Origin of the sequence: Leuconostoc lactis KCTC 3528 = DSM 20202 (assembly GCF_014651235.1) — a bacterium.
Lineage (GTDB): Bacteria > Bacillota > Bacilli > Lactobacillales > Lactobacillaceae > Leuconostoc > Leuconostoc lactis.
Map to the genome: position 1 here is coordinate 1 of NZ_BMWM01000034.1, position 12145 is coordinate 12145.

A 12145-nucleotide genomic window follows, 5' to 3' on the forward strand; every position below is an offset into this window, starting at 1 on the left:
TAACACCATTAAAGACCTTGATGGGTTTTTCTGTCCACTTAAATGTTCAACTTAAATTTTACAATCTGCCTAATGGTAAAGAACGGAAAAAATGACAGTTTCGACGGGAAGGCAATTCGTGCAGCGCGTAAGAAAATGCACTTGTCTCAAGTCGAACTTGCAGAAGGGATTACAACGCAAGCAACGATTTCGTTAGTTGAAAATCAAAATCGCGTCCCAAACGCTGATGTTTTGTTAGCAATTCTAGACCGCTTGAATCTTGATATGTCAGAATTTTTGTCGGGCGATTTCTTGACCAAAAAGGCCAAGGAACTGTTAGGCAAAGTTGTTTTGCAAATGAAGAATGAAGCGCTGAGAGAATTTGAAGAATTTGAAAAAGCCTTGAGTCAAAACGCGCCGACTTTGCAAGCTTACTATATTCTCAAAGCTGAAGAAGCCAGTCATAAGGGCGAAGATTTTGCGAAGGTGATTCAGTATGCTGATTTGGCGGTTGACAAGAAGACGCCATCATTAGGTGATTTCTATTTGTTCTATGCTTACCGGCAGATGGCAACTAATTATTTCTTGCAAGGTGATATTGAGGCAGCCAAAGAAAAGTTTAGATTAGCCGCTGAACTTGAACCTGGCCTACTTACTGCCAATGATTTAGAGTTCCATGTGGTATTACAAGCGCGGCAACGTCATGTTGAATTTTTGATTGATCGTGGTGATTTGGATAGCGCAGCGGAACTTTTGCAAGAAGCGTTGCAAGTATTACGTAAGCGCGTCGATTTGTTCTGGGTCCCAGACTTGAGTGAATTGTTGGCAAAAGTGGAAGAAAAGCGTGGTAATTTGGCTGAAGCCAAGCGTCATTTACACTATGCACACGTAGCCGCCTATTTGTCAAATCGTCAAACAGCTGAAAGACGTTTGGCTGAATTAGATACAGTTGAATTTTAAGCAAAAAAAATAAGCCGTTAGGCTTATTTTTTTTGCTGTTTAGCCACGAACAACCAAGACATCAACCTTAGCAGTACGTGTGACGAATTCAGTCACTGAACCAATCACAAAGCGTTCAACAGCATTCAAACCAGTGGCACCAATCACAATAAGATCGGCGTGGACTTCGTTAGGTACTTCCTTAGCAATCAAAGCCTTTGGTGAACCATATTCAATCAAATAATCAACGTTCTTTACACCGGCATCAAGCGCTTGTTGCTTGTACTTTTCAAGGCTCTTACGTGTTTCTTCAGAAACAGCTTCAACCATTGTGTCGTCAAAGCTTGCAACATTTTGGAAAGCGCGTGTGTCAATCACGTTTAGGATTGACAAAACACCTTGATCACCAGCTTCGCTTACCAATTCAATGGCACGAACAAGCGCAGCTTCTGATTCTTTTGAACCATCCATAGGAACCAAAATTTTGTTGTAGTTTGCTGTCATAAGAAATCTCCTTTAGTTAGTGTAGGTATATACTAAGTATAACGCTTACATGAAAAAAATAATAGTATTTTAGCCTGATTTGACCATAAAAAAAGCATCCATCGAAATGGATGCACGGGACATGCCCGGAACACTCGTGATACCGTTAACTGCTACGCAGATTTTCCTCGAAATTATCGAGGTGGATGGTTCATCAGGCTGGTCAGATTACCGAATGAAAGGGCAGATCTTTTCAGCCGTGAATTCCCAACCGAAAAATAAAGGTTGTAAGGAAAAAACTGATGGTGTAGCAATGCGCATATCTGAGGAATTCATCAATTATTATACCGCTAAAATGGTCACACAACCAGTCTTGACATTTGAGATGATAATGGGGGTTACTGGAGACCCTTTTTTTGTTGTGTTTTCAAAGTTTGATAAATTTCCTGGAATGATTGCTCGATTTTTGAATTGCCTTTTGGTTGAAAATAAGTCACTTGTTGCAGTTGATCGGGTAAATATTGCTGAGGTACCCAGTCATTGTCGTAATCATGGGGGTAAATGTAACCTGTGCCATGGCCCAAGTCGGCGGCGCCTTTGTAGTGGGCGTCTTTAAGGTGTGGCGGAATGTCACGACTTTTGCCCTGACGAATATCAGCTAATGCGGCATCAATTGCACGGTAGGCGGCATTTGACTTTGGCGATAGCGCCAATTCAATAATGGCATTGGCAAAAGGGATTCGTGCTTCTGGCAGCCCCAAACTTTGGGCGGCTTGAATAGCGGTTATGGCACGTTGTGCAGCACCAGGATTAGCTAAGCCAATATCTTCGTAGGCAATCACCGTCAAGCGTCGAGCGAGAATGTTGATATCACCGGATTCGATGATCCGTGCGGCGTAATGTAAGGCAGCATCAACATCTGAACCACGAATGGATTTTTGAAGGGCTGAAATGACATCATAGTGCGCATCACCATCTTTATCCGCCGAAAGTGCTTTACGTTGGACGGTTTCTTCAATGATTGGTAAGGTGATATGGATTTGTTGGTTGTCATCTGGTTTTGTTGATAAGACAGCCAATTCCAAGCCATTCAAAGCGCTACGCAAATCACCATTTGTGGCACGGGCGAGTTGTTGACGTGCCGTTTCATCGAGCGTGACGTCGTATTGGCCGAGGCCATTAGTTTTGTCGGCCAATGCCCGATCCACCGCAGACAAAATGTCGGCTTCAGTTAAGGATTCTAACTGAAAAATTTGTGTCCGTGATCGGATGGCTGGGGTGACGTTGATATAAGGATTTTCAGTGGTGGCGCCAATTAAAATGATGGCACCCGATTCCAAATAGGGCAATAAAAAGTCCTGTTTGACCTTATTTAAACGATGGATTTCATCTAAGAGCAAAACCACTGCGCCAGACATTTTTGCTTCCTCTGCGACGATTTGCAAATCTTTTTGACTATCTGTCGCAGCATTGAGCATGCGAAAAGCATACTTGGAAGAGCCAGCGATTGCCGAAGCGATGGATGTTTTGCCAATGCCTGGTGGGCCATATAAAATCATGGAACTGAGACGTTTCGCCGCGACCATGCGCCAGATGATTTTGCCTTCGCCAACGAGATGTTGTTGGCCAACAATTTCTTCAATTTTTGTTGGACGCATGCGATATGCGAGTGGTTGTTGCATCGTGAACGAACATCCCTTCTAGTTGGTTTAAGTGAAATAAATTTGATCGATATTAACGGCTTCATCGGCAGCTAGTAACACTGCGATTGGGTCATCTTCTGTTGTTGTGTCGTTTGTCGACAGCAAAGTGAACGGGTGATTTGTCGTAACTGCCATACGGACATATGTTGTAAAGAGATCGCCCGCGAGTGGTTGGCTAATTAAGACTTTACCGTCCGTGTGTTGCTTTAATGTGGCCTCGAACTGGGCCTGAATTGCTGGTGAATTGAGTTGTGATTTTTTAACAGCAGCAATGACACGTTCTCTAAAAGTGCCTAGATAACGGCGTTGTTCATCAGGGTTAATTTTTGGTTGACCCCCGCCAAGCTGTTCGTTTTGCAAGCGTTCATTGATATCCATAGTTTCTTTCTTCTCCGATACGTTGTAATAAGTCTATTATACGTTAAGATGAAATTTTAATTCAAACGAAAAAAACACCACCCGAAGGTGGTGTTTTTTAACCAGATTTGGTTTAAGATATTAACCCAAACGGTTGTAGTATTCGACGATCAAAGCTTCGTTGATGTCGGCATCTAATTCTTCGCGTTCTGGCAAACGTACCAAAGTACCTTCAAGCTTGTCAGCGTCGAATGATACGAATTGTGGACGTGCCACAACTGATTCAACAGCAACTTGGATAGGTACAATGTTCTTTGACTTATCGCGAACAGAAATCACTTGACCAGGTGTTACTTGGTATGAAGGGATATCAACACGTTGACCATCAACCAAAATGTGGCCGTGGTTAACTAATTGACGTGCTTGTTGGCGTGTTGTTGCCAAACCAAGACGGTAAACAAGTGAATCCAAACGTTGTTCCAACAAGATCATGAAGTTTGTACCGTGAGTGCCCTTACGGATCTTACCAGCCTTGTTAAACAAAGAATGGAATTGACGTTCTGTCAAACCATAAGTGAAACGCAACTTTTGCTTTTCGCGCAATTGCATACCATATTCAGAAACCTTAGCGCGGCGTCCGGCACCGTGGTCACCAGGTGCGTACGCACGACGTGACAATTCCTTACCAGTACCTGACAATGAAACACCCAAGCGACGTGAAATGCGCCACTTTGGACCTGTATAACGTGACATATATATGTCCTCCAAAATGTATTTTGTCGTACATTTGAGGGTAAGCACCAGATGCGTGCAGCGCCAAACTTGACGTTTCTCAGTGCCAGTAGCTGAGGCCTTACTAACGATTTGGGGACGCTGTTGACGCGCTTCTTTACTTACTGCTACTCAATATAACAACTTCTCCCAATATACCAGAAAATGCAATAATTAGCAAGTTGTTAAGAAAATTGTAAACGCGTTGAGATTTAGCAAAAAAAGACGAGAAAATCAGCATAAAAAAAAGTGGCGTGATAAAATTGGAATAATCAATAAAAATGGGATAAAAACACATGAATTTAATTATATTAGCAATTGTTTTGGGTATTGTTGTCATTGCTTACTTAGGTATCTTTGTCATGCAGCGTGCCACTGTCAAAAAAGTCAACGTCCTGAAAGATAGAAAAGCACAATTGATGTCTCTAAAAGTACGTGATGAACTGGTTGAAGGCCGGAAGTTAGCCTTAACAGGGCAGTCATTGAAGGAATATCAAAACTTAGAGAGTCGTTTTAATGATGTTAAAAATAATAAGTTTCTAAAAATTGACCAGCAAGCCAATCTTGTGTTGTTTGAAGCGCGCGGGATTAACTTCATTAAAACACGCCACGAGTTGGCGCGCCTTGAAGCGATGGTGGATGACACGGAGCAAACGATTCATGATGTTCGCAATGGGCTTGTTGAACTGAAAAAGATTAATGAAGCGCATCGCGAAGCTATTAATGAGCTGAAGAAGAAGTATGACGAATTGCGTAAGCGACTACTGGCTGAAAATTTTAAGTTTGGGCCAGCTAACGGCGCATTGGATCAGTTCTTGAAGCAACTTGAAGCTGATTATGATGAATTTACCCGTTTAACAGAAGCTGGTGATCATGCAACTGCATCGGATATCTACGAACAATTGGCTATGGAAACAACGCAAATGGAAAAGATGATGACAGAGATTCCACCGTTGTTTGAAAAATTGGATACAGTTTACGTGGATCAACTTAACGAATTAGCTCACGGTCATGATGAACTAGTTGCCCAAGGTTATGTGTTCCCAAATGATACTCTCCAACAAGAATTACAAGCCATTGACCAACAACGCCAACAAGTGTTGCAATTGTTAGGTGATTTGAAGCTGAAAGAAGTATCTGAGCAGAACGGTTACATCGAACGTCGCATTGATACACTCTACGACATGATGGAAACGGAAATTACTGCCCGGCAACAGGTCATGAAAAATGCGAAGACTTTGTCATCAGATCTTTTGCGGTTGCGTGAACAAAATAGTACGCTAGCGATTGAATTGGATCGCTTGAGTCAGAGTTTCCAATTTAATCACAAAGAACTTGAAACACGCCGCGTATTACTAGAACAAATTAATGCGGCAGAAGAACAAGTGAACCATAATGATGATTTGTTGGAATCTGCTGAAATGTCATATAGTGAATTGCGGGCGAAGCAAGAAGCCTTACTCAAGCATTTTGCCGAAATCGAAGCGCAACAAATTGACATTTGGGAAAAGATTTCTGGTTTGGAAAAGGCGAAGCGTTCTGCCCGTCAACTCGGTGGGGAGTATCAGCAAGAAATTGAGAACATTAAACACGCTGTTGAACGGATGAGTTTACCTGGTTTACCTGCAACTTATCTCGAATATTTCTTTGCTGTGACGAATGAATTAGGCCGACTTGCCAAGTCACTTAAAGCAGATCAAGTTGACATGGACGAAGTGCAACGGCAATTAAACATTGTGTCAGCCGATATTGATACCTTAAAAGAGAAGACAGACACGATTGTTGATCAAGCAGCGTTGACAGAACAATTGTTGCAGTATGCTAACCGCTATCGTGCCACAAATGAGCGTGTGGCTGCGGCAAGTGAACAAGCACGGATGTTTTACGAACGAGATTACAATTTTGGTAAAGCAATGGACGTTTTGGGACCAGCACTGGATAGCGTTGAACCAGGAGTTTACGAGAAGTTAGTTGACTCGTATATGCGTCGTAAGACACCGTTACTCTAAATTTTGACCAACTAAAAAGGACTGCAATTTGCAGTCCTTTTTAGTTGGCTTTAAGATAACTTTGAATTTCGTACACCGTAGATAGCGTACCAAACAATACCAGCAATAACCCAAAGACTAAATAGGAACAAGGTGTTGACCGGTAGTTTTGCGATCAACAATAGGCTAATCACCCCAGCGATAAATGGGAGCACTGGATAACCAGGTACTTTGAAGCCGTCATGTGACAAGTCTTTCCGACGACGTAAGATCAAGATACCAAAGTTAATGAATGTGAAGGCTAACAAAGTACCAGCATTGATCAAACTCGCTAATGTGTTCAGTGGAATTAAACCAGCAAAGATTGATTCAACGACAACAGCAACGATTAACGCGTTAACTGGTAAACGTGAACCAGAAGAAATCTTACCCAATGGCTTTGGGAGCAATCCATCACGACCAAATGAGTAAGTAAGACGTGATGAGGCGTAGACAAGTGCCAAAATGGCTGTAAACATACCAATTAATGCACCGACAATGATGACAACAGAGAATTGTGTTTGGTGAATGGCTTGTAGCGCAAACGCTGCCGGATCATCCACACCTAACTTTTTATAGTTCACAATACCAGTCAAAACAACGGCAAATAACACATAAAGTAAGGCTGAAATCAAAACAGTCCCGATGATACCACGTGCCATCGTCTTTTGTGGATTCTTAACTTCAGCAGCATGTGCAGCAATGGTATCAAATCCCAAGAAAGCAAAGATGATGCTAGCAGTGGCTGCCCAGATACCGTTTAAGCCAAAGACTCCAGAATGGAATTCTTTTGGATAAAAGGGCACGTAGTTGGTGTGCTTAATAAAGAAAGAACCACCAATGATGAACAATCCTAGGATTGCAACTTTCAAAACCACCGCAGCGTTTTCGACCTTTTTAGATGTGCTTAATCCGCGAGACAAAATTGCGGTGACCACCAAGATGATCAAAACGGCAAATAAGTTCACAACGCCACCTTCTAGTGGGCCGGCCATCAGACTTTTTGGCATGTGAATGCCAAAAATTGTGAGGAGGTTACCGAAATAAGCGGAAAAACCAGTCGCAATGGCTGAAACGGCTAAGAAGTATTCTAAGATAAGTGACCAACCTAATAACCAGCCGATAATTTCACCGTAGATGACGCTGCCATAAGAATAAGCAGATCCGGCCACCGGCATCGCTGATGAAAATTCAGCAAAGGCCATACCAGATAGACCAGAGAAGATAGCGGCAATCAAAAAGGCGACGGATACAGCAGGACCAGCGTGTTGTGCAGCTTCATGGCCAGGTAAGATGAAAATACCTGTCCCAATCACTGTCCCAACACCAAGACCAATGAGGTCGCGCGTTGTTAATTCGCGCGTCATATGAGAATCTGCATTAATGTAGTTTTGCACAGATTCACGTCTGAATGCTCTTGTGAAGATAGACATAACATTTCTCCCATACTATTTTAATTTAAACATAACTATTATTTTAACAAGTTGCCGCGCGAATGTCTAACGTTGCTTGTAAAGATACGCTACAATAGTAATAATAACGAATCAGGATACAGGATATATGAAAGAGAATAAAGTATTTGTGATTACTGGGGCAACCGGCGTCGGCAAAACAACCATTGCACGATATTTACAAGATAATTTTCGTATGCCTCGTGTCATTACGCATACAACGCGCCCACCACGCGATCGCGAAGTCGATGGCATATCGTATTATTTTGAAAATGATACGTCGTTTGAAAAAAATCATTATCTTGAGCGGGTTAACTATGCTGGGGCGCAATATGGCTCATCTTATGAAGGGCTGGAACGTGCCTGGGCTAAAAATCCTTACATCACGATTGTTTTGGATACGGCAGGGGCTATCACTTATGCGCGCGAACTAGGTGATCAGGCGGTCATTCTCTTTGTGACGGTGACAAGTCCAGATGTCTTAGTAGAACGGGTGCAAGTACGTGGGGATGATCCAACGGCGATTAAACAACGTGTGGCTTCGCCGGAATTTTTGCGGGACATGGTATTGCCGGATGCTTTAAAGGGTGTGGCTTACGAATTAGATAATGATGACTGGGCGAAAACAAAGACACAACTGGACTTGTTTGTTCATGACATTATGAATGGGCGTAGCGTGCCGAAAAACAAGCCGCTCAGTTAATACGATATTATATGATAAATTAGTAATAATGTGCTTGACTTTCATGAGGTAAAAGATTATGATTGTCTCATAAATTAATGAAGGTTTTTAACAAATGACAGTCAAACACATAGAAGATGCAGAACAGTTTTACTTTTGGTATTTTAGGTAGCCTACCGTATACCAAAAGCATTTTGCATTGGTATTCGGAGGAGATGGTTCCGAATGCCTGATGAGTTTTGTTATGACTCGAGTTAGCGTACATTCGGAAGCAGCCGAATGTGCGTTTTTTGTTAAACTGAGTTGTGAATTAGAGGAGAAAATTATGCCACACGCAAAACAAGCCTTGCTATCATCATTTAACCAACGATTGGATCTCGTGAAGCCCAGTGCAATCCGTGCTTTCGATAATGAAGTCAGTGCCATTCCTGACATTTTAAAATTAACGTTGGGTGAGCCAGATTTTGATGTACCAGAACACATTAAGCAGGCCGCTGTTCGTTCAATTGTTGAAAATGATTCACATTATGCGGCGTCCAATGGTACATTGGCTTTACGTCAGGCCGCTGCTGGCTTCTTGGCAGACCGTTATGGGGTTGATTATGATGCTGAAAACGAAATTATTGTGACTGTTGGGGCAACGGAAGCGATTTATACGGTTGTGACGTCACTATTAAATCCTGGGGATAAAGTGTTGTTACCAACGCCAATCTTTCCATTGTATATTCCGGTGACGTTAGTTGGCGGTGGCGAACCAGTATTTATTGATACCTCAGCCAATGGATTTGTCTTAAGTCCGGAGATGTTAAAAGCAGCGATTGCAGAACATGGCGACAGTATTAAGGCAATTGTGTTGAACTTCCCATCTAATCCAACTGGTGTCACTTATGACGAAGCAGCAGTTCGCGCTTTGGCTGAGGTGTTGCGTGACACGAACATCGTTGTGATTTCTGATGAAATTTATTCCGAGTTAACTTATGAAACAACGCACGTTTCGATGGCACAATTCTTACCAGAACAAACCATTTTACTCAATGGCGTCTCTAAGTCACATGCGATGACGGGTTACCGAATTGGCTTGTTGGCCGGTCCGGCAGAATTAGTGGCTAAATTGGGTTTGATTCACCAATTTACGATTACAACACCAACGAACTCAGCGATGGCAGCGGCGGCCGAAGCGTTAGGGACACCAGCTGGAAAGGCCGATACCTTGGCGATGAAGGCCGAATACCAAGCGCGTCGTGACTATGTTTACCAAACGATGACTGATTTAGGGTTTGATATACCAAAACCAGCGGGTGCTTTCTATATTTTTGCCAAGATTCCAGCTGATTTACCGCAAGATGATGTGGCGTTTGCCCGTGACTTAGCGCAGAAAAACAAACTCGCGGTTATTCCTGGTTCGGCTTTTGGCCCAGGTGGCGAAGGTTACGTGCGATTGAGTTATGCAGCATCAATGGCAACATTGGAAGAAGCAATGGCACGTTTAACAGCATATATTGAGGCGAATCGCCATGCCTAAAATTTTAATGACTAGCGTACGTGAAGATGAAGAGGCGGCTATTGCTGCCTATGCGCAACAACACCAAGTTGAGATTGATATTTCACGTGATGAATTGCACCCAGATAACCTACCGGATTTGCGGCAATATGATGGCTTGATTGTGCAACAAACTGCTAAAATCGGTGGGGATGCGACATTTTACCGCACACTAGCACAACAGGGCTTGCAACAAATTACGACGCGAACAGCTGGCTATGACATGATTGAAGTGGCGCTAGCAAAAGCAGCCGGTTTAAAAGTCACCAATGTACCGGCCTATTCGCCACGATCAGTAGCTGAAATGGCATTGATGCAAATTTTCCGGTTATTGCGCAGAACGTGGGCTTTTGATCAGCGTGTTGCGCAACATGATTTTCGGTGGGGCGGCTTACAAGCACGAGAAATTCATACAGTGACGGTAGGTATTATTGGGGCTGGCCGGATTGGGAGTACCTTGGCACAATTATTACATGCTCTTGGTGCACGTGTGTTAGCTTATGATATTAATCCCCAGCCAGCCTACGAGTCATTTTTAACTTATGTTGATAAAGAGACGTTATTGGCTGAGAGTGATATTGTGAGTTTACACGTTGATTTAAATCCATCATCAGTTGGCTTGCTGAATGCAGCGGACTTTGAACGTATGCCAGCACATGCAGGTTTAGTTAATGCATCGCGTGGGCCAGTTGTGAACACGGATGCATTAATTACGGCACTGATGAGTGGTGAGATCGAAGCTGCCGCACTCGACACAGTTGAAGGTGAATCGGCGGTATTTAATCATGACTTACGGCAACAGGGTGTAGCGGATCAACGTATTCAACAGTTACTGGATTTGCCAAATGTCATCATGACACCCCATGTGGCGTTTTATACGAACCTTGCCGTACAAAATATGATTGATATTGCATTAGATGATGTTTTATTAATTGTTCAAGGACAACCAGCATTACATGAAATTTAAAAAGCGCTTTTGCGCGTACATATATAGGTAACTATTGCAATGCGTGATAACGGGAGAAAAGAAATGAAGTCAAGTGTCGGTCGTGGCCAACAAATCAAAAAATTTATCGTTGATGTGCTAAATGGGACAAGTTTAGGGATTGTCATTACCCTGATTCCAAGTGCGCTCGTGAGTCAACTTTTGTTACTCTTTCCTAATAGTGTGATTGCAGCAAATATTAATTTTATGACGACGTTGATTCAAAGTACGCTACCGCTTGTTGCTGGTTTTGCGGTGGGACATCTATTGAAATTATCCACGATTGACGCTGGTGCGATTGCTTTGGCAACGTTCGTATCCTCAGGTGTTGTGACGAAAACAGCTACGGGGATGGTGATTAGTGGGACTGGGGTTATTTTAAACATTGTTTTGATTACGTTGGTTGCGGCAATTTTAGTTAAGTTGACAACAACTGTGTTTGGTCATTTGAAGATGTTGTTACAACCGTTGATTGTTGTGTTGTTGGCGGGCGGCTTGGGCTTGGTCACTTTAGCACCGTTAAGACAAGTGCAGGTGCTGATGGGAACAGCGGTTGCAGCAGCTACCCACTTGACGCCATTGTTGATGGGGGCCTTGCTTGGTATGGCCTTTGCTTTCCTTGTCGTGTCGCCGCTATCATCTGTTGGCATTGCAATGGCGATTAATTTATCCGGTGTTGGATCTGGTGCGGCTAATGCGGGGATTGTTGTCGCGAGTTTTACTTTAGCGGCAATGGGCGCTAGTGTGAATCCTATCGGTGGTACGTTGGCACATTTTATTGGTTCACCAAAAATTCAGATGGCCAATATGCTCTTGAAGCCAAAACTATTTATCCCAACAACGATTGGCGCGGGTATTATGGGTATCTTGGCAACGGTATTTGATGTAAAGGGGACGCCGTTTTCTGCTGGTTTTGGTTTTTCAGGCTTAATTGGACCGATGACGGCTTATGGGTTGTCTAATCAGTCGGCAAAAGCAGTAGTGGATATTGTATTTGTTTTTGTCGTGTTACCATGTGTATTAGCTATGACATTAAAGTGGTTATTTATCAAAAAATGGCATTTGATTAAACCGGAAGATCTCAAATTAACGTTGCAATAAAATGACTGATGGGAACAAACCTAACATACCGAAAAGTTTCAGGTGAAATATCTAGCAAAAAACGAACGAAGAAAGTGATAAAAAGTGTGATAAAGGTATAAAGCGAACGTGTAAAAAAGAAGTAAAA

At 42.8% G+C, this 12145-nt stretch carries 11 protein-coding genes; 6 read left to right on the top strand and 5 right to left on the bottom strand.

Features of this window, described 5'->3' with window-relative positions; translation table 11 throughout:
• Positions 1-72: 72 nt before the first annotated feature.
• Positions 73-939 (top strand): helix-turn-helix domain-containing protein, encoded by an 867-nt coding sequence (locus IE039_RS07685; RefSeq protein WP_189428984.1) that lies wholly within the window; start codon positions 73-75, stop codon positions 937-939.
• Between the two features lie 39 nt (positions 940-978).
• Here IE039_RS07685 and IE039_RS07690 read toward each other — a convergent pair whose 3' ends face one another.
• The 4 genes from IE039_RS07690 to rpsD all read right to left on the bottom strand — a co-directional run bounded on the left by IE039_RS07690 (position 979) and on the right by rpsD (position 4214).
• The gene (locus tag IE039_RS07690) at positions 979-1422 is read right to left on the bottom strand and encodes a universal stress protein (RefSeq protein ID WP_010004088.1); all 444 of its coding nucleotides are present in this window, start codon (positions 1420-1422) and stop codon (positions 979-981) included.
• 377 nt (positions 1423-1799) lie between these two features.
• A complete protein-coding gene (locus tag IE039_RS07695; RefSeq protein ID WP_048700407.1) occupies positions 1800-3083 on the bottom strand; it encodes a replication-associated recombination protein A in 1284 nt (427 codons plus the stop codon).
• 27 nt (positions 3084-3110) lie between these two features.
• Complete coding sequence (locus tag IE039_RS07700; protein ID WP_010004142.1) at positions 3111-3482, bottom strand: YueI family protein; 372 nt, start codon at positions 3480-3482, stop codon at positions 3111-3113.
• Positions 3483-3602: 120 nt separating this feature from the next.
• Positions 3603-4214, bottom strand: coding sequence for a 30S ribosomal protein S4 (gene rpsD, locus IE039_RS07705; RefSeq protein ID WP_010004144.1), 612 nt, complete (start codon positions 4212-4214; stop codon positions 3603-3605).
• A 314-nt stretch (positions 4215-4528) separates the two neighbouring features.
• Here rpsD and ezrA point away from each other — a divergent pair, with 314 nt between their 5' ends.
• Complete coding sequence (gene ezrA, locus IE039_RS07710) at positions 4529-6241, top strand: septation ring formation regulator EzrA (RefSeq protein WP_029510361.1); 1713 nt, start codon at positions 4529-4531, stop codon at positions 6239-6241.
• A 50-nt stretch (positions 6242-6291) separates the two neighbouring features.
• On the opposite strand, the gene IE039_RS07715 is transcribed toward ezrA, so the two are convergent.
• Positions 6292-7692 (bottom strand): APC family permease, encoded by a 1401-nt coding sequence (locus tag IE039_RS07715; RefSeq protein WP_029510362.1) that lies wholly within the window; start codon positions 7690-7692, stop codon positions 6292-6294.
• A gap of 127 nt (positions 7693-7819) precedes the next feature.
• Here IE039_RS07715 and IE039_RS07720 point away from each other — a divergent pair, with 127 nt between their 5' ends.
• The 4 genes from IE039_RS07720 to IE039_RS07735 all read left to right on the top strand — a co-directional run bounded on the left by IE039_RS07720 (position 7820) and on the right by IE039_RS07735 (position 12018).
• On the top strand, positions 7820-8413 hold the full coding sequence (locus IE039_RS07720; RefSeq protein ID WP_189428985.1) for a nucleoside/nucleotide kinase family protein: 594 nt from the start codon (positions 7820-7822) through the stop codon (positions 8411-8413).
• Positions 8414-8717: 304 nt separating this feature from the next.
• Entirely contained in the window at positions 8718-9914 is a 1197-nt protein-coding gene (locus IE039_RS07725) for an aminotransferase class I/II-fold pyridoxal phosphate-dependent enzyme (RefSeq protein WP_189428986.1), read from the top strand.
• Positions 9907-10899, top strand: a complete 993-nt coding sequence (locus tag IE039_RS07730; RefSeq protein WP_189428987.1) for a D-2-hydroxyacid dehydrogenase — start codon at positions 9907-9909, stop codon at positions 10897-10899. Before IE039_RS07725 ends, IE039_RS07730 begins: the two co-directional genes overlap by 8 nt.
• A 63-nt stretch (positions 10900-10962) precedes the next feature.
• Positions 10963-12018 carry a PTS sugar transporter subunit IIC gene (locus IE039_RS07735; RefSeq protein WP_010005436.1) on the top strand — a complete coding sequence of 352 codons (1056 nt, stop codon included), beginning with the start codon at positions 10963-10965 and terminating at the stop codon, positions 12016-12018.
• Positions 12019-12145 lie beyond the last annotated feature (127 nt).

What these genes read in the sequence shown, in the direction of transcription:
- IE039_RS07685 (WP_189428984.1), top strand. Translation starts at nt 73, where the DNA reads ATGGTAAAGAACGGAAAAAATGACAGTTTCGACGGGAAGGCAATTCGT.
- IE039_RS07690 (WP_010004088.1), bottom strand. Translation starts at nt 1,422, where the DNA reads ATGACAGCAAACTACAACAAAATTTTGGTTCCTATGGATGGTTCAAAA.
- IE039_RS07695 (WP_048700407.1), bottom strand. Translation starts at nt 3,083, where the DNA reads ATGCAACAACCACTCGCATATCGCATGCGTCCAACAAAAATTGAAGAA.
- IE039_RS07700 (WP_010004142.1), bottom strand. Translation starts at nt 3,482, where the DNA reads ATGGATATCAATGAACGCTTGCAAAACGAACAGCTTGGCGGGGGTCAA.
- rpsD (WP_010004144.1), bottom strand. Translation starts at nt 4,214, where the DNA reads ATGTCACGTTATACAGGTCCAAAGTGGCGCATTTCACGTCGCTTGGGT.
- ezrA (WP_029510361.1), top strand. Translation starts at nt 4,529, where the DNA reads ATGAATTTAATTATATTAGCAATTGTTTTGGGTATTGTTGTCATTGCT.
- IE039_RS07715 (WP_029510362.1), bottom strand. Translation starts at nt 7,692, where the DNA reads ATGTCTATCTTCACAAGAGCATTCAGACGTGAATCTGTGCAAAACTAC.
- IE039_RS07720 (WP_189428985.1), top strand. Translation starts at nt 7,820, where the DNA reads ATGAAAGAGAATAAAGTATTTGTGATTACTGGGGCAACCGGCGTCGGC.
- IE039_RS07725 (WP_189428986.1), top strand. Translation starts at nt 8,718, where the DNA reads ATGCCACACGCAAAACAAGCCTTGCTATCATCATTTAACCAACGATTG.
- IE039_RS07730 (WP_189428987.1), top strand. Translation starts at nt 9,907, where the DNA reads ATGCCTAAAATTTTAATGACTAGCGTACGTGAAGATGAAGAGGCGGCT.
- IE039_RS07735 (WP_010005436.1), top strand. Translation starts at nt 10,963, where the DNA reads ATGAAGTCAAGTGTCGGTCGTGGCCAACAAATCAAAAAATTTATCGTT.